Consider the following 21,278-nt stretch of genomic DNA (forward strand, 5'->3'; position numbering starts at 1 on the left):
CTGATGCTTCTCCGGTTGAGGGGTGCGGACGGGGAGGTCAGACGCGCTCGACGATGGTGGCGATGCCCATGCCGCCGCCGACGCAGAGGGTGGCGAGGCCGTAGCGCTTGTCCTGGCGCTCCAGCTCGTCGACGAGGGTGCCGAGGATGATCGCGCCGGTGGCGCCGAGCGGGTGGCCGAGCGCGATGGCGCCGCCGTTGACGTTGACCTTGTCCAGGGAGACGCCCATGTCCTTGACGAAGCGCAGGACGACCGCGGCGAAGGCCTCGTTGATCTCGATCAGGTCGATGTCGTCGATGGTGAGCCCGGCCTTGGCCAGCGCCTTGCGGGCGGCCGGGGCGGGGCCGGTGAGCATGATGGTGGGCTCGGAGCCGGAGACGGCGGCCGCGACGATCCGGGCGCGCGGCGTCAGCCCGTACCGCTCGCCGATCTCCCGGGAGCCGACCGCCACCAGGGAGGCGCCGTCGACGATGCCGGAGGAGTTGCCGGCGTGGTGCACGTGGTCGATCTCCTCGACCCAGTGGTACTTCTGGAGCGCGACCGCGTCGAAGCCGCCCAGCTCGCCGATGTCCTTGAAGGACGGCTTGAGGCGGGCGAGGGAGTCGGCGGTGGTGCCGGGGCGCATGAACTCGTCGTGGTCGAGGACGGTCAGCCCGGCCCGGTCGACGACGGGGACGACCGAGCGGGCGAAGCGGCCCTCCTTCCAGGCGGTCGCGGCGCGCTCCTGGGAGAGGGCGGCGTACTCGTCGACGTCGCGGCGGCTGAAGCCCTCCAGCGTGGCGATGAGGTCGGCGCCGATGCCCTGCGGGACGAAGTTCGTCTCCAGGTTGGTCATCGGGTCGGCGAACCAGGCGCCGCCGTCGGAGGCCATCGGCACCCGGGACATCGACTCGACGCCGCCGGCGAGGACGAGGTCCTCCCAGCCGGAGCGGACCTTCATCGCGGCCATGTTCACCGCTTCGAGACCCGAGGCGCAGAAGCGGTTCTCCTGCACGCCGGCGACCGTGTCCGGCAGGCCGGCGGCGATCGCGGCGATCCGGGCGATGTCGGAGCCCTGGTCGCCGACCGGGCCGACCACGCCGAGGACGATGTCGTCGACGGCGGCCGGGTCGAGGCCGGGGTTGCGGGTCTGGATCTCCCGGATCAGGCCGGTGACCAGGTCGATGGGCTTGGTGCCGTGCAGGGAGCCGTTGGCCTTGCCACGACCGCGCGGGGTGCGGATCGCGTCGTACACGTACGCTTCGGTGCTCACGGGAAGCCTTTCGCGGTGAGGGTTTCTGACGATGCCGGGAGGGCTGCGGTCAGCCGAGGAGGGAGCGGCCGATGATCTCCTTCATGATCTCCGTCGTGCCGCCGTAGATGGTCTGGATGCGGCCGTCGGTGAAGGCGCGGGCGACCGGGAATTCGCTCATGTAGCCGTATCCGCCGTGCAGTTGCAGGCACCGGTCGGCGACCCGCTTCTGGAGCTCGGTCGCCCACCACTTGGCCATCGAGGCGTTGACCGGGTCGAGCCCGAGCCCGGTCGGATCGGCGTGCTCGGCGATGCAGCGGTCGACGAAGGTGCGGGTGACCGCGCACTCGGTGGCCATCTCCGCGATCTCGAAGCGCACGTGCTGGAGCTTGGCGAGCGGCCGGCCGAAGGCCTCGCGCTCCTTGACGTAGCGGGTGGTGAGCTCCAGGAGGTGTTCGGCGCCGGCGATCCCGGCGACCGCGATGGCCAGGCGCTCCTGCGCGAGGTTGGTCATCAGGTGGACGAAGGCGCCGTTGAGCTCGCCCAGGAGGTTCTCCTTGGGGACGCGGACGTCGGTGAAGAAGAGCTCGGCGGTGTCCTGGGACTTCTGGCCGATCTTGTCGAGGTTGCGGCCGCGCTCGAAGCCCTCCATGCCGCGCTCGACGACGAGGAGGGAGAGGCCGTGGGCGCCGCCCTCGGGGGTGGTCCTCGCGACGACGATCACCAGGTCGGCGAGGATGCCGTTGGAGATGAAGGTCTTGGAGCCGTTGAGGATCCAGTGGTCGCCGTGGTCCTCGGCGGTGGTGCGGATGCCCTGGAGGTCGGAGCCGGCGCCGGGTTCGGTCATCGCGATCGCGGTGACGATCTCGCCCGAGCAGAAGCCGGGCAGCCAGCGCCGCCGCTGCTCCTCGGTGGCGAGCTTGGTGAGGTAGGGCCCGATGATGTCGTTGTGCAGCCCGATGGCGAGACCCGGCGCGGCCGCCCTGGTGAACTCCTCGGCGAGGACGGAGGCGTACCGGAAGTCGGGGTTGCCCCCGCCGCCGTGCTCCTCCTCGACGGCGAGGCCGAGCAGGCCCTGCCGGCCGGCGGCGAGCCAGGCCTCGCGGGAGACGATGCCGTCCTTCTCCCACTGCGCGTAGTGGGGCAGCACCTCCTTCTCCAGGAAGGTGCGGACGACCGCACGGAAGGCTTCGTGGTCCTCGGTGTAGAGCGTGCGCTTCATGCGGTCTTCGACTCCTGGGTGTGCAGGGCGGGGACGGCCCAGTCGCGGGCCACCTCGGCGGTGTCGGCGCCGGGCGGGACGGGACCGGTACGGAGCGTGCCGGGGGTGGCGGAGAAGCGGGGCGCGGGCGCCGGCTGGACCAGTCCGCCGTGCTCGGCGAAGGTGCCGCGGGCGGCCAGGTGGGGATGGGCGGGGGCCTCGCGGAGCGAGAGGACGGGGGCGACGCAGGCGTCGGTGCCCTCGAAGACCTCGCTCCACTCGGCCCGGGTGCGGCTCCGGAAGCGCGCGGCGACGGCGGCGCGCAGCTCGGGCCAGCGGGCGAGGTCGCGGCGGAGCGCGGTGGCGTCGGCGGCGGACCCCTCGGGGCTTCCGTCCGGGCTTCCGGTGGGGCTTCCGTCCGGGCTTCCGCCGGGGCCTCCGGGGGCCCCGGCGAGGCCGAGGAGGCGGGCGAACTCGTCGTAGAAGCGCTCCTCCAGGGCGCCGACGGCCATGTGGCCGCCGTCGGAGGTCTCGTAGACCCCGTAGAAGGGGCAGCCGCCGTCGAGGAGGTTCACCCCCCGCCGGTCCTGCCAGCCGCCGGCCGCGACCATGGCGTGGATCATGGTGGTGAGGTGGGCGGTGCCGTCCACGATGGCGGCGTCGACGACCTGGCCCTCGCCGTGGGCGCGGGCGTGCTGGAGGGCGGCGAGGACGCCGATGACCAGGTAGAGGGAGCCGCCCGCGTAGTCGCCGACCAGGTTGGCGGGGATGACCGGCGGTCCGTCGGGGTCGGGGCCGATCATGCCGAGGGCGCCGGTGACGGCGATGTACCCGATGTCGTGGCCGGCGGTGCGGGCGAGCGGTCCGTCCTGGCCCCAGCCGGTCATCCGGCCGTAGACGAGCCGGGGGTTGCGGGCGAGGCATTCCCCGGGGCCGACGCCGAGGCGCTCGGCGACGCCGGGGCGGTACCCCTCGATCAGCACGTCGGCGCGGGCGGCCAGGTCGAGGACGGCGGCGGGTCCCCCGGGCGTCTTGAGGTCGAGGAGTACCGAGCGCTTGTTGCGGTTGGTGAGGTCCTTGGCCGGGTCGATGCCGATCCCGGCGCCGCCGGGGCGGTCGACGCGGACGACGTCGGCGCCGAGGTCGCCGAGGAGCATGGCGGCGAAGGGCCCGGGGCCGATGCCGGCGAGTTCCACGACCCGGACCCCGGCGAGCGGGCCGGTCCGCTCGGTCTGCCTCGTACCCATCGAGCCCCCAGACGTGTGTGACACCAATGATGTAACACCGGAGATGCTAGGAACGTGTTCCACTCGGCACAAGCCCCCCGGCCGAGCAAGCGCTTGGAAATTCGACGGGCCGCCCGGGTCCGCTATCCTCCGCCGACGGCGTGACGACACGGCGGGACGCCGACCGGACGACGGGAGTGGGGGCTCGATGGAGACAGGGGCGGACGCGGGGCGGGACACCGGCGGGGACGCCGGAGCGCGCCCGTACGACGTGGTCCTCTACGGGGCGACCGGGTTCGTGGGCGAGCTCACCGCGGAGTACCTGGCCGCGCACGCCCCCGCCGGATTGAGCTGGGCCCTCGCCGGGCGCTCGGCCGCGCGGCTGGCGGCGCTGCGGGACCGGCTCGCCGCGGACCGGCCGCACCTCGCCGGCCTGCCGCTGCTGGTCGCCGACTCCGGCGACACCGCCTCCCTGCGCACGCTCGCCCGGTCGGCCCGGGTGGTGGCCTCCACCGTCGGACCGTACGTCTGGTACGGGGAGGGGCTCGTCGCCGCCTGCGCGGACGCCGGCACCGACTACCTCGACCTGACCGGCGAGGCCGAGTTCGTCGACCTCGTGTACGTCCGCCACGACGCCCGCGCCCGGGAGACCGGCGCGCGGCTCGTGCACGCCTGCGGCTTCGACTCCGTCCCGCACGACCTCGGCGTGCTCTTCACCGTCCAGCAGCTGCCGGAGGGCGTGCCGCTGCGGATCGACGGCTTCGTGCGGGCCGGCGCCGTCTTCTCCGGCGGCACCTTCGCCTCCGCGCTGACCGCCTTCGGGCGCGGGCGGGAGATGCTGCGGGCCGCCCGTGAACGCCGCCTGCACGCGCCCCGGCTGGTGGGCCGCCGGGCCCACGCGCCGCTGGGCGCGCCCCGGTTCAGCACCGAGACGGGCACCTGGGCGCTGCCGCTGCCCACCCTCGACCCCCAGGTGGTCGCCCGCTCGGCCGCCGCGCTGGAGCGGTACGGTCCCGACTTCCGCTACCGCCACTACGCCTCGGTGAAGACGCTCCCCATGGCGCTCGGCGGCACGGCGGCGATCGGCGCCGCCGTCGCCGCGGCCCAGCTCCCGCCCGCGCGACGGTGTCTGATGGACCGTTACCGGGCGGGCTCGGGCCCGTCCGCCGAGCGGCGCGCCCGCAGCTGGTTCACGGTCCGCTTCGTCGGCGAGGGCGGTGGACGCCGGGTCCTCACCGAGGTGTCGGGCGGCGACCCCGGATACGACGAGACGGCGAAGATGCTCGCCGAGTCGGCGCTCTGCCTCGCCCTGGACCCGCTGCCGAGGACGGCGGGCCAGGTCACGACGGCGGTGGCGATGGGCGACGCGCTCATCACCCGGCTGCGGGCGGCGGGCCTGCGCTTCCGGGTGGCGCACACGGGGTAGGGGCGGCCGCGGCTCACCAGCCGACCATGTCGGGGGCGGTGTGGTCGGTCACCACCGCGTCCATCTCGACCTCGACCAGCCACTGGGGGTCGATGAACCGGGACACCTCGACGAAGGTGCAGGCGGGACGGACGGCGGCGAACCGCTCGCCGTGGGCGCGGGCGGCCTCGCGCCAGGTGGTGGCGTCGGTGAGCATGACCCGGGTGCGGACGACGTCCTCCAGACGGGCGCCCGCCTCGCGGAGGGCGGCCTCGGCGATGTCCAGACATCGCACGGTCTGGGCGTGGACGTCGCCGGGTGCGGTGGTGGTGCCGTCGGGCGCGATCGGCGCCGTGCCGGCGACGGAGACGTACGGTCCGGTCCGGACCGCCCGGGAGAAGCCGATCTCCGGTTCGAGCGGAGAGCCGGAGGAGACGAGCCGTCGGGGCGTGGTGTGCAGGTCCATCCGCTCATCCTTCCCACCCCGCGCACCGGTCAAAGCCGGAGCGGGACGGTGGAGCGGCGCGGGGCGGCGCGGCGGTGCGGCCGGGCGGTGGAGCGTGGCGGCCGGGCGGTGGCGCGGGGCGCGGCGGCGCGGGGCGCGGCGGCGCGGCCGGGCGGTGGCGCGGGGCGCGGCGGCGCGGGGCCCGAAGGCGTGGCCTCAGGCGCCCATGAACCGGATCAGGCGCCCATGAGCCGGAAGGGGTGTCCGGCAGGGTCGGCGTACACCCGCCACGACGGTCCGTCCGGGGCGCCGTCGCCCCCGCCCTCGCCGAGGGCGACGGCCCCGAGGGCGAGCACCGTCTCGTGGGCGGCGGCCGGGTCCTCGACCCGGATGTCGAGCAGGAACTGCTGCTCCGGGGCTCCCCAGACGGGCGGCCTGTGGTCGGCCACGTCCTGGAAGGCGAGGACCGGCCCGTCCGCGTCCCGCAGCACGGCGGAGCCGGCGCCGACGGCGAGCCCCGGATCGGGCGCCGTGACCTCCCCGCCGAGCACCTCCCGGTAGAAACCGGCGAGTTCGAGGGAGTCGGGGCAGTCGAGCACGACGCACCGCAGCCGCCCGCTCATCCGGTGGTCCAGTCGGCGAGGACGTACAGGATGGCGCAGGTCCAGGCGAGCGCGGAGAGCGCGGCGACGGCGAGGACGAAGGGCAGCGCGCGGCCACCGGAGTGACGGTGGGGACGCGTGGTCACGGGGGTTGTCATGACGGCCACTGTGCCGTGCGGGTCTGACAACGGACATCCGTACGGGTACTCAGGCGCTACTCAGCCGCCCGCGCCTCGGCGAGCGCCCGGCGGCAGAGCGCGTCGGCGTGCCGGGTGGTCTCGGGGACGCGGAAGCGCGGGGAGAGCGCGAGGGCGTGCGCGCAGGCGTTGTCGAGGGAGATCCGGTGCCCGACGGAGACGAAGACGGGCTTGACCCCGCCCCGGGTGCGCAGGGCCCGCCCGACCTCCTCGCCGTCGGCGAGCAGCGGCGCGAAGTCGCCCCGGTCCGGGCCGGGTTGCTCGTAGGAGAAGGTGAAGGGGTTCTTGGCGACGCCGATCGCGGCCCGTCCGGTGAGCACCCCGAGGTGGGCGGCGAGCCCGAAGCGGCGCGGGTGGGCGAGCCCGTAGCCGTCGCAGACCAGGAGGCCGGGGTCGACGGTGAGCGCGTCCAGGGCGGCCAGCACGGTCGGGATCTCGCGGAAGGCGAGCAGCCCGGGCACGTACGGGAAGGAGACCCGCCCGACGGCCGTGGCGCTCCCGACCGGCTCCAGGGTCCGGGCGTCGAGCACGACGGCCGCGGCGGCGACCAGGTCCCGCTCGTCGTCGTAGGCCACGTCGAGCCCGGTGACGTGCCCCTCCCCCGGCGCCGGGCCCTCCTCGTCCAGCACGAGCCGCCCGCGCAGCCGCCGCTGGACGTCCCGTGCGGCTTCCTCGTCGGCGGGCCAGTCCGCCGGAACCCCGATGATCCCCATGCGGACCACCCTACGGGCGCCGCCTCCGGGGGCCCGCGCCCGGCTCCCGGCGGCTTCCGAGGGCTTCCGAGGGCTTCCGACGGCTTCCGACGGCTTCCGACGGCTTCCGAGGGAAGATCGCCGCCGGTGGGCCCGCCGGTAGCCTGGGACGCATGTTCGTACTGGAATTGACCTACACCGCGCCCGTCGAGCGGGCGGACGCCCTCATGGACGCGCACGTCGCCTGGCTGGACGAGCAGTACGCCGCCGGGGTGTTCCTCGCGTCCGGGCGGAAGAACCCGCGGGACGGCGGGGTGATCCTGGCCGCCGGGGTCGACCGGGCCGCGATCGAGCGGATCGCGGCGGCCGACCCCTTCAGCTCCGAGGGCCTGTGCACGTACCGGATCACCGAGTTCTACGCCTCGAAGACCGTCGAGGGCCTGGCCGGCTACCGCGAGCAGCCGCCGGCCTGACCTGCTCCGGCCGGTTGCGGCCCGACCGGGACGGGCTCGACCGGGCCCGGTCCGGCACCGCCGGGCCGCGCCGCGCCGGTTCCGGGCCGGGTTCCTCAGCCGCGCGCGAGCCGCGCGATCCGGCCCTTCTCGCCCGAGGCCCAGCAGCCGCCGTCGGGAGTGCAGTCGACGGTGTCGTACGAGCCCGTGTCCACGGTCCGCCAGGTGCGGCCGCCGTCGAGGGTGAGGTCGGTGCCGGTGGGCCCGACGGCGAGGGCGGCGGACCGGCCGTGCGGGAGCCAGGCGACGCCGGAGCGGTACGCGGGCGGCGGTGTGCCGGCCGGGGTCCAGTTCCGGCCGCCGTCGGCGGTGACGGCCGCGGCCCGCGGCGAGGGCTGTCCGGTGCGGTAGTCGCCGCCGACGGCGAGGCCGCGGTGGCGGTCGCGGAAGGCGAGCGCGAAGACGCCCCGGGCGGGGTCCGCGGCCGGGACCGGGGTGTCGGTGACGGTCCAGGTGCGGCCCCGGTCGGCCGAGTGGAAGACCCGGGCGGTGGCCGCCCCGCCGGTCGCGAACCAGACGTCCCCGCCGCCGGGGGCCGTGACCAGGCACTGGCCGCTCGCGGCGAAGCCCGCCTCGCCGGGGAGGGCCGCGGGCATCCCCGAGTCCGGCAGCACCGTCCAGCTGCGGCCGCCGTCGCGGGTGGCGAGGATCCGGAACCTGCCGTCCACCGGGTCGCTCAGCGCCAGGCCGTGGCGGCGGTCGAGGAAGGTCACGCAGTCGTAGAAGGCGCGCGGGTCGGTGTTGCGGAAGGTCTCGGTCCAGGTGGCGCCGCCGTCCTCGGTGCGCAGCAGGCGGGACGCCTCGCCCTCGCCGATGGCGAGGACGACGGCCCGGCGGGCGTCGAGGGCCTCGACGTCCCGGAGCTCCAGTCCCTCGGCGCCGGGCGGCGAGACGTCGCTCCAGTGCCGGCCGGCGTCGGCGGTGCGCAGGACGGTCCCCCGGGAGCCGGCGGCCCAGGCGGTGCTCCGGTCCACCGCGGCCAGGCCGCGGAAGCGGACGTCGGTCCCGGTGGGGGTGGGCTGCCAGCCCGCCGCGGCAGCGGCGGGCGGGGCGGCACCGGGGGTCACGGCGGCAGCGGGAGCCGCGGGGAGCGCGGCGGCAAGGGGAGCCGCGGGGAGCGTGGCGGTCGCGGAGGCCGCGGGGGTCGCCCCGGCCCACGCGGGGGCCGCGAGGGCCAGCGCCAGCGCCGCCCCCCTCAGCCCCGCCGCCCTCGTGCGTCGCGTCGTTCGCATCTTTCGCACAGGTGTCATGGCGCCGGAAGCTAGCGGCGGCGGCCCGGCCCGTCCAGAGGGCCTCCGGAGCGCGGGCCGGTCCGGGAGACGGCGGCGGAGGGCCCCGCCGGGCCCGCCGGAGCGCGGGCCGGTCCGGGAGACGGCGGCGGAGGGCCCCGCCGGGCCCGCCGGAGTGCGGGGCGCCCGGGGCGTTCCTAGGCTGGCCGCATGACCGAGGGAACAGCGGACCCGGGGACGGAGTCCCCCATCGCCGGGAAGCCGCGGCTCAAGGAGTACGACGGCGAGGGCATCACCGTGACGTTCGAGCCGCGCCGCTGTCTGCACGCGGCCGAGTGCGTCCACGGCCTGCCCGAGGTCTTCGACCTGTCCCGTCGCCCCTGGGTGCTGCCGGACGCCGCCGCGCCCGGGCGCGTCGCCGAGGTGATCCGGCGCTGCCCCTCGGGGGCGCTGCAGTACCACCCGGCGGCCGGCGGCGCGGCGGAGGCACCGGACGCGCCCACCACGGTGCGCCGCGGACCGTCGGGGCAGCTGGTGGTCCGCGGCGATCTGTCGGTGACGGGCCGGGACGGCGTCCGGCACGAGACCCGGGCGGTGCTCTGCGGCTGCGGGGCCTCGGGGAACCAGCCGTACTGCGACCACTCGGGACCCTGCGCGGAGCCCGACGACGACGTCGCCGAGGAGCGCCAGGGGGTTCCGGGACACCCACGGGAGGTGTCCCGGAACCCCCCGCGCGGGGGGCGGTGACGCACCTCACGTGGTACCGGAGTGCACGTTCCGGTGCTTCCGCTCGTCTTCATGGGTGTCAGGTACCTCGGTGTCGGGGAGACGCCCGGGATCGCCACCACACGAGAGGAGCCGCCGTGTCCGCGGTGATCGAGCAGCCCGTCCAGGCCCGTATGGTCGCTTCCGCTCCCCGGATGGAGACCGTCCCCGCCACCCTGCGCTACGACCGCGAGGACCCCTACGCCGTCAGCATGGCCTTCCCCCCGCCGGCGACCCTGGAGGGCGTCGAGGTCTCCTGGGCCTTCGCCCGCGAGCTCCTCGCCCAGGGCGTCGACCGGCCCGCCGGCGACGGGGACGTGCGGCTGCGGCCGTACGGCTACGACCGCACGGTGGTCGAGTTCCACGCCCCGGAGGGGGTGGCGGTGGTCCACGTGCGCACCTCGGAGCTGCGCCGCTTCCTGGAGCGCTCGCAGCACCTGGTGCCGGCCGGGCGCGAGCACCAGTACCTGGACTGGGACCGGGACCTGGCCTTCCTCCTGGGCGACCTGCCCTGAGCCGTGCGGCCGTCCGGTCCGCCGTAAATCCGATTGCCTCCCGCCCGGGCGGGGCCCTACCGTCGACGACGACAGGTCGCCTCCCGATCGGAGAAGGAACATTGTACATCTGAGGTCCGAGACACCGTGCCGCGCCCGTGCCCCGTGCCGTGCGTGCCGTTCTCGACCTCGGTGGACGAGCCGTTCCCCACGCCGCCCCGCCCCGGTGTCTCACGCGTCGCATCCCCTTCACGCTCACACCGTGCTCGCGGCACCGGAGGCCCTCATGTCATCGCATCGTCCCGTCTTCCTCTCCACCACCTCCCTCTGCTTCTCCTGGCCGGACGGCACCGGGGTCTTCGACGACCTCGGGGTGACGGTCGGCCCCGGCCGGACCGGCCTGGTCGGCGCGAACGGCTCGGGGAAGTCCACCCTGCTGAGGCTCCTCGCAGGGGAGCTGACCCCCACCTCCGGCGCCGTGCGCGCGGGCGGCGAGATCGGCCACCTGCCGCAGAACCTGGTCCTGGAGACCGGCCGGCGGGTCGACGGGATCCTCGGGATCGAGCGGAAGCGGGCCGCCCTGCACGCCATCGAGGCGGGGGACCCGGCCGAGGCGCACTTCGCGGCGCTCGGCGACGACTGGGACGTCGAGGAGCGGGCCCTGGCGACGCTCGACCAGCTCGGTCTCGGCGCGGTCGGGCTGGACCGCACGGTCGGCGAGCTCTCCGGCGGCGAGTCCGTGCTGCTGCGGCTCGCGGCGCTGCTGCTCGCCCGGCCGGACGTCCTGCTGCTCGACGAGCCCACCAACAACCTCGACCTGCACGCCCGTTCCCGCCTGTACGAGGCGGTGGAGGCCTGGTCCGGGGTGCTGGTGGTGGTCAGCCACGACCGGGAGCTCCTGGAGCGGGTCGACCGGATCGCCGACCTCCACGAGGGCGGGGTGCGCTGGTACGGCGGCCCCTACTCGGCCTACGAGGAGGCGCTCGCCGCCGAACAGGAGGCGGCGGAGCGGATGGTGCGGGTCGCCGAGGCGGACGTGCAGCGGCAGCGGCGGGAGCTGGCGGACGCCGGGATGAAGCTGGCGCGCCGGCAGCGGTACGCGCAGAAGAGCTTCGAGAACAAGGTCGTGCCGAAGGTCGTGGCCCACACCCGGCGGGGTTCGGCGCAGGTCTCGGCGGGCAAGCACCGCACCCTGCACGCGGACCGGCTGGCGGAGGCCAGGGAGCGGCTGGACGTGGCGGCGGAGGCGGTGCGGGAGGAGGACGAGATCCGGGTGGAGCTGCCGCGCACCTCGGTGCCGGCGGGCCGCGAGGTGCTGCGGCTGACGGACCTGGAGCTGCGGTACGGGGCGCGGGTCGACGGCGGGTTCGAGCTGCGGGGTCCGGAGCGGGTGGCGCTGGTGGGCCGCAACGGGGCGGGCAAGACGACCCTGTTGCGGACGATCGCCGGGGAGCTGGAGCCGGTCTCGGGGGAGGTGGAGCGGCTGGTGCCGCTGCGTTTCCTGCCGCAGCGGCTCGACGTGCTGGACGACGGGCTGAGCGTGGTGGAGAACGTGGCCCGCTTCGCTCCCGCGGCGTCGGGGAACGCGATCAGGGCCCGGCTCGCGCGGTTCCTGTTCCGGGGGGCCCGTGCGGACCGGCCGGTGGGGACCCTGTCGGGCGGCGAGCGGTTCAGGGCCACGCTGGCGGCGCTGCTGCTCGCGGAGCCGGCTCCGCAGCTGCTGCTGCTGGACGAGCCGACGAACAATCTGGACATCGCTTCGGTGCGGAAGCTGACGGCCGCCCTCCACGCGTACGAGGGGGCGCTGGTCGTGGCCAGTCACGACCTGACATTCCTGGAGTCGCTGGGGATCACGCGCCGGGTGCTCCTCGACGGCCGCCTGCGGCCGACGTCGGCGGAGGAGCTCCGGGTCATGACGGGGTCAGCGGTGGAGTAAGGCCCAGGACTTGGCGCCGCCCTCCGAGGTGAGCGCGGGGGTGAGGCCCCAGTCCCCGCCGTGTTCGTCGACCGCCGCGGCCAGCAGCCACATGCTGCGGCTGCGGCGGTCGCGGCAGCGCTCCGCCTCGTCCGGCCCGCGGTGGGCCGGGTGCTGGTCGTAGACCACGATCCGCAGGGCGTCGTACTGCCAGCGGATCCGCAGGGCCATCTCCCGGTCGGGGGTGAACCGGCAGGCGGCGGAGACGAGTTCGGACGCGGCGAGCACGGCGGTCTCGCGGAGTTCGGCGAGGCCGTGGCGGCCGAGGAGGCCGTGGACGGCCTCGCGGGCGAGGCCCGCGCAGTGGGCGCCGCCGGGGAGCAGCATCGAGTGGCTGAGGTTCTCCGTGGCGGAGGGTGGGGGTTCGGCCGCCGTGGCGGCGGCCGGAAGGCAACGCAGCGCGCCCTTCATCGGATTGCTCGCATTTCTTGTACGTGGGGGTGCTCTGCACACGGCCATGGTCGCCCCGTGTGAGACTTGCGCTACCGACCGTAGCGCAGAAGCGGAGCACAGTGCTACTACTTGCACATAGTGGCGCTGTTTCCGGACAGAAGGCGATCAGCGGCACGGGAGCGGGCCGGCAGGGGGCCGCCCCGCAGGACGAGGGAGAACGACGTGCCACCCAGGAGCAGCCCCACCGCGCGCCAGCAACGGCTCGGCGCCGAACTGCGCAAGCTGCGCGAACAGTCGGGCATGTCGGCCCAGCAGGCCGCCGCCCTCCTGGGCGTCGACCGCACCCGCATCCCCAACATCGAATCGGGCCGCTTCGGCATCAGCCCCGAACGGGTGCGGACGCTGGCCTTCAACTACGGCTGCCCCGACACGGGCCTGGTGGACCTGCTCGCCGCCATGGCCCAGGAGCGCGACCGCGGCTGGTGGGAGGAGCACCGCGGCCTCCTGCCGCCCGCCCTCCTCGACATCGCGGAACTGGAGCACCACGCGGCCGAGCTGGCGACCGCCGTCACCACCCACGTCCCCGGCCTGCTCCAGACGGAGGAGCAGGCGCGGGCGGTCTTCGACACCGCCGTCCCGCCCCTGCCGGGACCCGACCTGGAGGCCCGGCTCGCCCTGCGGCTGCGCCGCCAGGAGACCCTGGACCGGCCGGTGCCGTACGAGGCCGTGATCCACGAGGCGGCGCTGCGCATGCAGTTCGGCGGGCCCAAGGTCGCCCGCGCCCAGCTGGAGCACATCCTGGAGCAGTCGGAGCGGGCCACCGTCACCGTGCGGGCCATCCCGTTCGCCGCCGGGGGTTTCCCCGGCGCGGGCCAGTCGTTCACCTATGTGTCCGCACCCGTGCCGCAGCTCGACACCGTCCAGCTCGACTCCTCGCACGGCTCGATCCTCCTCGACGCCGACATGAAGCTGCGCCGCTACCTGGGCCTGCTGGGACGGCTGCGCGGACTCGCCCTGTCCACCGCCGACTCCCGCGCGTTCATCCGCTCGATAGCCCAGGACCTGTGAAGGACCCCGCCACCATGAACGTCACCCCGCCCGCGCCCCCCGCCGCCTCCACCGGTCCCACCGCCCCGGCCGTCGACATCGCCTGGGGGGACGCCTTCTGCAGCGAGGGGGCCAACTGCTTCCGCTTCGGCCTCGACGACGCCGGCCGCGCCTACATCGGGTCGACCCTGGCCCCCGGCGAGTACGTCAGCGACTCCGTCGAGGCACTGCGCGCGCTGATCTCCGCGGTGAAGTCCGGCGCCGCCGATCATCTGCTCTGAGTAGCCGATCAGTTGTCCAGGGGTGACCGAACCCGAGGTGACCTGCGTCTCTTTTGGGGGACCGAGCTGCACACATAACAGAACGTAACCGGACATCGGCCGAGAGGGGCTTGGTCACCCCCTTACAGGGCCTTAACCTACGGTCTCGTAACCTACGAATCCGTAGGTAGTTCCGTTTGCCCCCTCTCCGTCCCCAGGAGTCCCCGTGACGCTCACCTCTCCCCACCTCGGCAGCTCGGCAGGGTGGACCGACGCGCGCTTGCTGTACGCGCTGGAAGAGGTGGTGGAGAAGGAGCTCAACCGGCACCTCAAGGTCGTCAAGGACTGGATGCCGCACGAGTACGTGCCGTGGTCGGACGCCCGGAACTTCCCCGGCTTCTTCGAGGACGGCGAGCCCTGGGACCCGGCGCAGTCGCCGGTCACCGACATAGGGAAGACCGCCCTCGTGGTCAACCTGCTGACCGAGGACAACCTGCCCAGCTACCACCACGAGATCGCCAGCCTCTTCGGCCGCGACGGCGCCTGGGGCACCTGGGTGCACCGCTGGACCGCGGAGGAGGGCCGGCACGGCATCGTGATGCGCGACTACCTGCTCGCCTCCCGCGCCGTCGACCCGGACAAGCTGGAGCAGTTCCGGATGTCGCACATGAGCGAGGGCTTCGAGTCGGACAACCGCCACTCGATGCTCCACTCCGTGGCGTACGTGGCCTTCCAGGAGCTCGCCACCCGCATCTCGCACCGCAACACCGGCCACCAGTCCGGCGACCCCGTCTGCGACCGGATGCTCGCGCGCATCGCGCTCGACGAGAACCTGCACATGATCTTCTACCGGAACCTGCTGAAGGCCGCGCTGGAGATCGCCCCCGACCTGTCGATGCAGGCCGTCCGGGACGTCGTGGTCGACTTCCGGATGCCCGGCCACGGCATCCCCGGCTTCGAGCGCGCCGCCGCCCAGATGGCCATCGGCGAGATCTACAACATGCGCATCCACCACGACGACGTCCTGGAGCCGGTGCTCCGCCACCTCAAGGTGCTGGAGATCTCCGGCCTCGGCCCCGACGGGCTGCGCGCCCAGGAGGAGCTGGGCCTGTACATGAACGGGCTGGACGCGGAGGCCTCCAAGTTCGACGCGAAGCTCGCCGCCCGCAAGGCCCGGATGGCCGCGCGCGCCGCCGGCTGAGGCCGCCCGCACCCCCGCGGGGGCGGTTCAGGAGCGCTGTCCGCGCCTGAGCCGCCCCCGCTCCTTCTCGGAGAGCCCGCCCCACACCCCGAAGCGCTCGTCGTGCGTGAGCGCGTAGTCCAGGCACGCGAGGCGCCCCTCGCAGGCCCCGCAGAGCTGCTTGGCCTCGCGGGTGGAGGAGCCGGGGGCGGGGAAGAAGAACTCCGGGCCGGCCTGGGCGCACAGCGCGTTCTCGCGCCAGGAGAGGTCGGGGGCGGTGAGCACGTCGGTATCCGTCTGCATGCCCCTACCGTGCCCCGCGGGCCTAAACACGTCCTCAACGTTCGATCAATGCCGCACGCCGAGGGCCGGCAGGACCGTCTCGGCGACCCGGTACGCCTCCTCCAGGAGCGGGTTGCCGGAGAGGATGAAGGTGTCGACGCCCAGCTCCCGGAACTCCTGGAGCCGCTCCACCACCCGGGCCGTGGAACCGACCAGCGCGGTGCCCGGCCCCGGCCGGAAGAGGCCCATGCCCGGCCAGAGGTTGGGATACGTCTCCAGCTCCCGGGCGCGGGCCGGGACCCGGCCGCCGTGCTGCCGGAACTGCCGCTGCCAGCCGACCCCGTCCTCCCCCGCCCGCTCGCCGAGCTGACGGGCGTACGTCGCCTCGCTGGTCACGTCGAGGAGCCGGTCGGCTGCGGCCCAGGCCTCGTCCTCGGTGTCGCGGACGATCAGATGGAGCCGCAGGCCGATCCGGAGGGTCCGCCCGTGCGCGGCCGCCCGGGCCCGCACGTGGTCGAGCTTCTCCTTCAGCAGGTGCGGCGGCTCGCCCCAGGTGAGGTAGACGTCGACGTGCTCGGCGGCCATCTCGATCCCGGGCGCGGACGAGCCGCCGAACCAGAGCGGGACGTGCGGCGCCTGGACCGGGCGCAGGTCCCGGAAGGAGGCGCCGGCGTTCTCCAGCTCGTAGAACCTCCCCTTGTGGTCGAAGACCTCGCCGGCCGTGAGCCGCTTCACGATCGACCAGTACTCGGCGCTCAGCTCGTACCGCTCGTCGTGCCCGACGTGCAGCCCGTACTCCTTGAGGGACGCGGTCGAGCCGTTGACCACGTTGAAGCGGAGCCGCCCGCCGAAGAGGTTGTCGAAGGTGAGCGCCGTCTTGGCGAGCAGGGTGGGCGAGACCAGGCCGGGGTGGACGGCGAGCAGCGGCTTGAAGCGGGTGCTGGTGGCGGCCGCGAGCGCCGAGCCGAGCGGCCAGACGTCGTAGAGGTCGGTGGCCAGCAGCGCGCCGCTGTAGCCGAGGCGCTCGACGGTCCCGGCCAGCTGCTGGAGGTAGCCGAGGTCGACGGGCCTGCGGCCCTCCGGCTCCCACGGGTAGGCGCCTTCGCGCGGGATGACGTACCAGAGGACTTCCGGTGCCGTGGACGTCATGGGATCAGGCCTTCCGGGGCAGTGCGTCGGCGACGGTGACCGCGCGCCCGATGAAGCCGGTGCGGTGGAAGACGTCGGCCGCGCGCTGCTGCTCGGCGATGAACTCCTCGCCGGCCTCCTCGATCGTCCAGGGCAGGGCGCGCAGGGCCGTCTCCCAGTCCTCGGCGCTGCCGCCCTGGTCCGCGGCGGCGATCGCGGCGGCCTCGCCGGGGTGGGCGGCGGCCCACGCGTCGGCCCGCCGGAGCGCCCGGGTCAGGGCCTCCACCAGCTCGGGCCGCCCCTCGGCCAGGTCCCGGCGGGTGAAGAAGACGGACCGGTCGGAGATGACGTCGCCGGTGCGGACGAGGACGCGCAGGCCGCCCGCGCGCCGGGCCGCGGCCAGCTCGGCGCCCTGGGCGACCCAGGCGGCGATCTCGCCGGAGCGGAGCTTCGCCTCGCTCGCGGAGTCGCCGCGCACCGGCGTGATGTCGGTGGCGTAGGAGAGGCCCGCGTCATCGAGCGCCTGGGCGACGAGATGGGTCTGCCAGGAGCCGATCGCCAGGTGGACGGTACCGCCCCTGAGGTCGGCGACCGTACGGACCGGGCTGTCCTCGGGGACCAGGAGGGCGCCGTGGTCGGGACGGGGCGCCGACACCGCCGTGTAGACGATGTCGTGGCCGGCGGCCTGGGCGGTGACCGGCGGGGTGGAGCCGGTGCCGCCGAAGTCGATGGTGCCGTCGGAGAGGAGGGGGCCGGTGCGCACGCCGTCGGTGTACGCGTGCCAGACGACGGTCTCGCCGAGGGCGGCGAGTTCCTCCTCCGCGTAGCCCAGGCGGGAGAGGTGGTAGAGGGACGGGTTGCTGCGGTGGACGCCGATGGTGACGGTCATGCGGAGAACTCCTTCTGGGGGCGGGGGGACGAGGCCGGGGTGGGTGGGGGTGGGGCGGAATCGGTCGGGGTCGGGGGCAGGGTCGGGGGAGGAGGCGGGGGCTCGACGGAGGTCAGGGTCGGAACCGGGGACTCGGCCGGGGGCGGGGGCGGGGTGTGGACGCCGAGGTCGGCGAGGAGGCGGCGGCGCAGCGCGACGACCTCCGGATCGCCGGGCTCGCGGGGGTGCGGGACGGTGACGGGCTCGTCGGTGACGAGCCGGCCGTCGCGCAGGACCGCGACCCGGTCGGCGAGCCGTACGGCCTCGTCGACGTCATGGGTGACGAGCAGGACGGCGGGCCGGTGGATCCGGCGCAGTTCGCCCACGAGGTCCTGCATCCGGAGCCGGGTCAGCGCGTCCAGGGCGGCGAACGGCTCGTCGAGCAGAAGCAGTTCCGGTTCCCGCACCAACGCCCGGGCGAGCGCGACCCGCTGGGCCTCGCCGCCGGAGAGGGTGGCGGGCCAGGCGTCGGCGTGCCGTTCCAGGCCCACCTCCGCGAGGGCCCGCAGGCCCGTCGCGCGGGTGGCGGCGCCGCGCGGCAGCCCGACGGTCACGTTGGGGAGGACCCTCTTCGAAGGGATGAGCCGGGGCTCCTGGAAGACGATCGTGCGGGCCTCGGGGACGAGCACCTCGCCCCCGTCGGCGCCGTCGAGCGCCCCCAGGATGCGCAGCAGGGTGGTCTTCCCGCTGCCGCTGGCCCCGAGGAGGGCGACGAACTCGCCGCGCCCGATGGCGAGGTCGAGGCCGTCGATGACGGCGCGGTCGCCGAAGACCCGGCGCAGTCCCCGTACGCGTACGGCGGTCATCGCGCGCTCCTTCCGGGTCCGGCGGTGCGCCAGGGCATGAGGACCCGCTCCAGGCCGCGGACGAGCACGTCGGCGGTGAGGCCGAGGAGTCCGTAGACGAGGATGCAGACGGCCAGGACGTCGGTCCGGGCGTAGCTCTGGGCCTGGGACATCAGGTAGCCGATGCCCGCGGTGGCGTTGATCTCCTCGGCGGCGATGAGCGCGATGACGCTGAGCGTCATCGACAGGCGCAGTCCGGCGAGGAGCGACGGCAGCGCACCGGGCAGGACGACCTGCCGGACGATCGCGAGGCGGCCGAGGCCGAAGCTGCGCATGGCCTCGACGAGTTTGCGGTCGGTGTTGCGGACGCCGCCGCTGGTGGAGACGTACATGGGGAAGGTGGTGGCGACGGCGATGAGCAGGATCTTCGCCGTCTCGTTGATGCCGAACCAGACCATGAAGAGCGGCACGAGGGAGAGGAAAGGGATCGTGCGCAGGGTCTGGAGGGAGGAGTCGAGGAGTTCGTCGCCGAGCCGGGTGAAGCCGGTGGTGATCCCGAGGGTGAGCCCGGCGGCGAGCCCGATGACGAGGCCGGTCCCGGAGCGGGTGAGGGAGGTCGCGAGGGCGTCGGACAGCTGCCCGTTGCCCCACAGCTCGCCCACCGCGTCCAGGACCTGCGCGGGCGAGGCGAGGACGTCGGGGGTGAGGAGACCGGTGGCGGACGAGACCCACCAGAGCACGAGCAGGGCGACCGGACCGAGGGCGCGGACGGCGAGCGCGCCGGGCCGGGAGCGCGGACGGTCGGCGGGCGGGCGCGGGGCGACGAGGCCGGGGGGCGCGGCGGGAGCGGGGGCGGCGGGAGCGGGGGCGGTGACGGGGGCGGTCACGACAGGGACTCGACGTCGAGGAGGTGGGCGGCGATGTCGACCGTGTCCGGCGTGACCTTCTGGTCGGCGTAGAAGCGGGCGACCTTCTCGAAGCGGGTGACGTCCTCGGGGCCGATGGGGTCGACGGTGCCGCCCGCGCGGGTGAACTCGATCTGGACCTCCCTGGCCTTGCCGGTGACGGCGGTGGGGCCGGCGTCGGTGAAGACGTTGAGGTAGGCGGCCGGGTCCTTCCGCTCCTTGGCGCTCCGGTCGTGGAGGTAGTGGTAGAGCGCCTTCACGATGGCGGGGTGGTCCTTCGCGAAGCCCGAACGGACCGCGTTGAGGCTGTAGTTGTCGGATCCGATGGCCGAACCGGCGGCGAGGAAGCGCGCCTTGCCGCTGCCGATCTCGGCGACGGCGTAGGTGGACCAGACGGCCCAGGCGTCGACCTGGCCGGCGTTGAAGACGGCGGCCGTCTGGTCGGGGCGCAGATAGACGCGCTCCACCCGGTCGGCCGGGATGCCCTCCTCGGCGAGCGCCTTGAGGAGGAGGTACTCGCCGGTGCCGCCCTTGTTGACGGCGACCTTGCGGCCGACGAGGTCCTGGAGGGAGTCGATGCCGGAGCCCTCGCGCACCAGGATGCCCTCGCCGACGGGGTCGGGGTCGGTGGCGGTGAAGAAGGCGAAGCCGGGGTTGTGGGCGAGGGAGGTGATGCCGGAGGTGATGGAGCCGGTGGCGAAGTCGAGCTGGTCGGCGTTCATCGCCTGGGCGGCCGGGGCGAAGGGTCCGGCGCTGCCGGTCCAGGCGACCTTCGCGCCGACGGCGGCGAGGGCCTTGTCGAGGCTGCCGTCCTGCTTGCCCCGGGCGAGGACGCCGGAGTTCCCGGGGTCGGGGATCCGGACGGTGACCGCGCCGCCCTTCGCCCCGTCGCCCCGGCCGGAGCCGGAGTCGGCCGCCGGGTCGGCGCCGCAGGCGGTGAGGGTGGCGAGGGCGGCGAGGGCCGCCAGAGCGGAGAGGCTGGCGAGTGGGCGCATGGCGGTCGTCCTTGGAGGGCGGTGGGGCACGGGAAGGGGGATCGGGGCGGCGGGCGGCCGGCTGTGGACTGCGGGACGGGGCCGGGGGCGTGAGCCGGGAGACACGGGCGGGGAGAGACGGGCCGGGAGAGACGGGCGGGGAGAGACGGGCGGGGAGGCACGGGTCGGGCGGTGCGGACCGGGCGGCGGGTCGTGGGACGGGGGCCCGGGGTCCGGGGCCCGGCTCGGGGGCGGGGGCGCGGGGCGGGTCAGGCGACGGGGCTCGGCGGCGCGGCCCGGTGGGGCCGCCCGGCCGGGTGCGGCGTCGCGTCGGCGGCGAGGAGGCGGTGGGCGCGGTGCAGCGGCCCGGGATCGGCCCAGGCCCGGACGTCCACGGCCCCGGGCAGGAAACCGTGGGCCCGCAGGGCCGCCTCCTGCCGGACCAGCAGGTCGAGCCGGGTGTCGGAGAGGTCCGGGTGGAGCGTGCGGTGGGTGCCGCCGCGGTAGGCGCCCGCGACGCCCTCCGCGCCCGCTCCGGTCTCCGCGCCGAGGATGCGGGCGACCTCGTCGGGCTCGCCCGCGGCCCAGTCGGCCGCCCGGAGCAGGACCGCGAGGAAGCGGTCGACCACCTCGGGGTGGCGGTCGAGGAGTTCCCGGTGGACGGTGAGCGGGCGCGGGGTGCCGTTGTTGACGCGGTGGGCGGGGTCCGGGAGCGCGTCGAGCTCGACGGCCACCTCGGCGCCGGCCCGTCGCGCCGACTCGACGGCGAGGGCGCCCTTCACGTACACGGCGTCGGCCTCGCCCCGGCGCAGCGCGTCGAGTTCGGCGGCCCACTGCCCGGCGTGCCCGGCCGCGGGGACGTCGACGAGCTCTGCCTCGTCGAGTCCGAGGCCGGCCGAGGCGAGGGCGCCCTCGAAGCCGCGCAGGGCCATCGCCCGCCAGAAGTCGATGGGCACGTCGTGCCGGGGCACCGCGAGCCGGAGCCCGCGCAGGTCCGCGGCGCGCCGGACCGGGGAGCCGGGGGCGACGAGCACCACCTGGCGCTCCTCGATCCAGGTGAGTCCGACGAGCCGGGTGTCCTGGCCGCGCGAACGGGCCCACAGGGCCGGGACGTTGCCGCCCTCGCGGAAGAGGCCGGGAAGGTCGTGGGTGTAGTGGGCGGCGCGGTCGGCGCCGGGATCGGCGTCCTGGAGCGAGCGGACGGCGATGCCGTCCGGCGCGAACTCGGCGGCCAGCCAGCCGCGGTCGGCGGCCACGCCGGTGGCGGTGGGGACGGGGCAGCGGGTGAACCAGAGCGTGTCGGGCACGCGGGCGGCGGTCATGGAGGGGTCCAGGGGTGAGGGGGCGGGAGGGAGGGCGGAGACCGCGCCGGGGCCCGGCGGCACGCCCCGGCGGCTCCGGAGGGCGTGACGGGGACGGCGG

At 75.0% G+C, this 21,278-nt stretch carries 23 protein-coding genes and 1 pseudogene; 8 read left to right on the forward strand and 16 right to left on the reverse strand.

The window, feature by feature from the left end:
- Positions 1 to 37: 37 nt before the first annotated feature.
- From IE287_RS08890 to IE287_RS08900, 3 genes are read right to left on the reverse strand one after another with little or no spacing between them, the layout of a single operon-like run.
- Entirely contained in the window at positions 38 to 1,252 is a 1,215-nt protein-coding gene (locus IE287_RS08890; protein ID WP_189848375.1) for an acetyl-CoA C-acetyltransferase, read from the reverse strand.
- A gap of 49 nt (positions 1,253 to 1,301) precedes the next feature.
- On the reverse strand, positions 1,302 to 2,453 hold the full coding sequence (locus IE287_RS08895) for an acyl-CoA dehydrogenase family protein (RefSeq protein WP_189848376.1): 1,152 nt from the start codon (positions 2,451 to 2,453) through the stop codon (positions 1,302 to 1,304).
- Positions 2,450 to 3,679, reverse strand: coding sequence for a CaiB/BaiF CoA transferase family protein (locus IE287_RS08900; RefSeq protein ID WP_189848377.1), 1,230 nt, complete (start codon positions 3,677 to 3,679; stop codon positions 2,450 to 2,452). The genes IE287_RS08895 and IE287_RS08900 overlap by 4 nt, the downstream gene beginning before the upstream one ends.
- 187 nt (positions 3,680 to 3,866) lie before the next feature.
- On the opposite strand from IE287_RS08900, the gene IE287_RS08905 reads away from it, so the two are divergent.
- The gene (locus IE287_RS08905) at positions 3,867 to 5,084 is read left to right on the forward strand and encodes a saccharopine dehydrogenase family protein (RefSeq protein WP_189848378.1); all 1,218 of its coding nucleotides are present in this window, start codon (positions 3,867 to 3,869) and stop codon (positions 5,082 to 5,084) included.
- A 13-nt stretch (positions 5,085 to 5,097) separates the two neighbouring features.
- Here IE287_RS08905 and IE287_RS08910 read toward each other — a convergent pair whose 3' ends face one another.
- From IE287_RS08910 to IE287_RS08925, 4 genes are all read right to left on the reverse strand, one after another.
- Entirely contained in the window at positions 5,098 to 5,529 is a 432-nt protein-coding gene (locus tag IE287_RS08910) for a RidA family protein (protein WP_189848379.1), read from the reverse strand.
- Between the two features lie 215 nt (positions 5,530 to 5,744).
- Positions 5,745 to 6,131: a VOC family protein gene (locus IE287_RS08915; RefSeq protein WP_189848380.1), complete on the reverse strand. Its 387-nt coding sequence runs from the start codon at positions 6,129 to 6,131 to the stop codon at positions 5,745 to 5,747.
- Positions 6,128 to 6,268: a morphogenic membrane protein MmpA gene (gene mmpA, locus IE287_RS08920; RefSeq protein ID WP_189848381.1), complete on the reverse strand. Its 141-nt coding sequence runs from the start codon at positions 6,266 to 6,268 to the stop codon at positions 6,128 to 6,130. The genes IE287_RS08915 and mmpA overlap by 4 nt, the downstream gene beginning before the upstream one ends.
- A 56-nt stretch (positions 6,269 to 6,324) precedes the next feature.
- Positions 6,325 to 7,020, reverse strand: a complete 696-nt coding sequence (locus IE287_RS08925; protein WP_189848382.1) for an endonuclease V — start codon at positions 7,018 to 7,020, stop codon at positions 6,325 to 6,327.
- A 152-nt stretch (positions 7,021 to 7,172) separates the two neighbouring features.
- Between IE287_RS08925 and IE287_RS08930 the strand changes: the two genes are divergently transcribed.
- Positions 7,173 to 7,472, forward strand: coding sequence for a YciI family protein (locus IE287_RS08930; protein ID WP_189848383.1), 300 nt, complete (start codon positions 7,173 to 7,175; stop codon positions 7,470 to 7,472).
- 95 nt (positions 7,473 to 7,567) lie between these two features.
- Here the strand turns inward: IE287_RS08930 and IE287_RS08935 are convergent, their stop codons facing one another.
- Positions 7,568 to 8,743 (reverse strand): WD40/YVTN/BNR-like repeat-containing protein, encoded by a 1,176-nt coding sequence (locus IE287_RS08935; RefSeq protein ID WP_189848384.1) that lies wholly within the window; start codon positions 8,741 to 8,743, stop codon positions 7,568 to 7,570.
- A 207-nt stretch (positions 8,744 to 8,950) separates the two neighbouring features.
- Here IE287_RS08935 and IE287_RS08940 point away from each other — a divergent pair.
- The 3 genes and pseudogenes from IE287_RS08940 to IE287_RS08950 form a co-directional block, all read left to right on the forward strand.
- A pseudogene (locus IE287_RS08940) lies at positions 8,951 to 9,400 on the forward strand ((4Fe-4S)-binding protein); the annotation flags it as partial.
- A gap of 203 nt (positions 9,401 to 9,603) precedes the next feature.
- A complete protein-coding gene (gene ssgD, locus IE287_RS08945; protein WP_189848386.1) occupies positions 9,604 to 10,020 on the forward strand; it encodes a spore wall synthesis regulator SsgD in 417 nt (138 codons plus the stop codon).
- Between the two features lie 265 nt (positions 10,021 to 10,285).
- The gene (locus IE287_RS08950) at positions 10,286 to 11,935 is read left to right on the forward strand and encodes an ABC-F family ATP-binding cassette domain-containing protein (RefSeq protein WP_189848387.1); all 1,650 of its coding nucleotides are present in this window, start codon (positions 10,286 to 10,288) and stop codon (positions 11,933 to 11,935) included.
- On the opposite strand, the gene IE287_RS08955 is transcribed toward IE287_RS08950, so the two are convergent.
- The gene (locus IE287_RS08955; protein ID WP_189848388.1) at positions 11,921 to 12,385 is read right to left on the reverse strand and encodes an ATP-binding protein; all 465 of its coding nucleotides are present in this window, start codon (positions 12,383 to 12,385) and stop codon (positions 11,921 to 11,923) included. The two genes, IE287_RS08950 and IE287_RS08955, sit on opposite strands and share 15 nt — an antisense overlap.
- Before the next feature lie 204 nt (positions 12,386 to 12,589).
- Here IE287_RS08955 and IE287_RS08960 point away from each other — a divergent pair, with 204 nt between their 5' ends.
- The 3 genes from IE287_RS08960 to IE287_RS08970 all read left to right on the forward strand — a co-directional run bounded on the left by IE287_RS08960 (position 12,590) and on the right by IE287_RS08970 (position 14,875).
- A complete protein-coding gene (locus tag IE287_RS08960; protein ID WP_189848389.1) occupies positions 12,590 to 13,435 on the forward strand; it encodes a helix-turn-helix domain-containing protein in 846 nt (281 codons plus the stop codon).
- A 14-nt stretch (positions 13,436 to 13,449) separates the two neighbouring features.
- The gene (locus IE287_RS08965) at positions 13,450 to 13,695 is read left to right on the forward strand and encodes a hypothetical protein (RefSeq protein WP_189848390.1); all 246 of its coding nucleotides are present in this window, start codon (positions 13,450 to 13,452) and stop codon (positions 13,693 to 13,695) included.
- A gap of 205 nt (positions 13,696 to 13,900) precedes the next feature.
- A complete protein-coding gene (locus IE287_RS08970; protein ID WP_189848391.1) occupies positions 13,901 to 14,875 on the forward strand; it encodes an acyl-ACP desaturase in 975 nt (324 codons plus the stop codon).
- Positions 14,876 to 14,902: 27 nt separating this feature from the next.
- Here the strand turns inward: IE287_RS08970 and IE287_RS08975 are convergent, their stop codons facing one another.
- The 7 genes from IE287_RS08975 to IE287_RS09005 all read right to left on the reverse strand — a co-directional run bounded on the left by IE287_RS08975 (position 14,903) and on the right by IE287_RS09005 (position 21,178).
- The gene (locus IE287_RS08975) at positions 14,903 to 15,157 is read right to left on the reverse strand and encodes a WhiB family transcriptional regulator (protein ID WP_189848392.1); all 255 of its coding nucleotides are present in this window, start codon (positions 15,155 to 15,157) and stop codon (positions 14,903 to 14,905) included.
- Between the two features lie 45 nt (positions 15,158 to 15,202).
- On the reverse strand, positions 15,203 to 16,285 hold the full coding sequence (locus IE287_RS08980; protein ID WP_189848393.1) for an LLM class flavin-dependent oxidoreductase: 1,083 nt from the start codon (positions 16,283 to 16,285) through the stop codon (positions 15,203 to 15,205).
- A gap of 4 nt (positions 16,286 to 16,289) precedes the next feature.
- Positions 16,290 to 17,153, reverse strand: coding sequence for an ABC transporter substrate-binding protein (locus tag IE287_RS08985; RefSeq protein WP_189848394.1), 864 nt, complete (start codon positions 17,151 to 17,153; stop codon positions 16,290 to 16,292).
- Positions 17,150 to 17,998, reverse strand: a complete 849-nt coding sequence (locus IE287_RS08990; RefSeq protein WP_189848395.1) for an ABC transporter ATP-binding protein — start codon at positions 17,996 to 17,998, stop codon at positions 17,150 to 17,152. Before IE287_RS08990 ends, IE287_RS08985 begins: the two co-directional genes overlap by 4 nt.
- Positions 17,995 to 18,864, reverse strand: coding sequence for an ABC transporter permease (locus IE287_RS08995; protein WP_189848396.1), 870 nt, complete (start codon positions 18,862 to 18,864; stop codon positions 17,995 to 17,997). The genes IE287_RS08990 and IE287_RS08995 overlap by 4 nt, the downstream gene beginning before the upstream one ends.
- Positions 18,861 to 19,877: an ABC transporter substrate-binding protein gene (locus IE287_RS09000; RefSeq protein ID WP_189848397.1), complete on the reverse strand. Its 1,017-nt coding sequence runs from the start codon at positions 19,875 to 19,877 to the stop codon at positions 18,861 to 18,863. Before IE287_RS09000 ends, IE287_RS08995 begins: the two co-directional genes overlap by 4 nt.
- Before the next feature lie 248 nt (positions 19,878 to 20,125).
- Positions 20,126 to 21,178, reverse strand: coding sequence for an ABC transporter substrate-binding protein (locus tag IE287_RS09005; protein ID WP_189848398.1), 1,053 nt, complete (start codon positions 21,176 to 21,178; stop codon positions 20,126 to 20,128).
- Positions 21,179 to 21,278: the final 100 nt, after the last annotated feature.

It is taken from the genome of Streptomyces omiyaensis (assembly GCF_014650895.1).
GTDB lineage: Bacteria > Actinomycetota > Actinomycetes > Streptomycetales > Streptomycetaceae > Streptomyces > Streptomyces omiyaensis.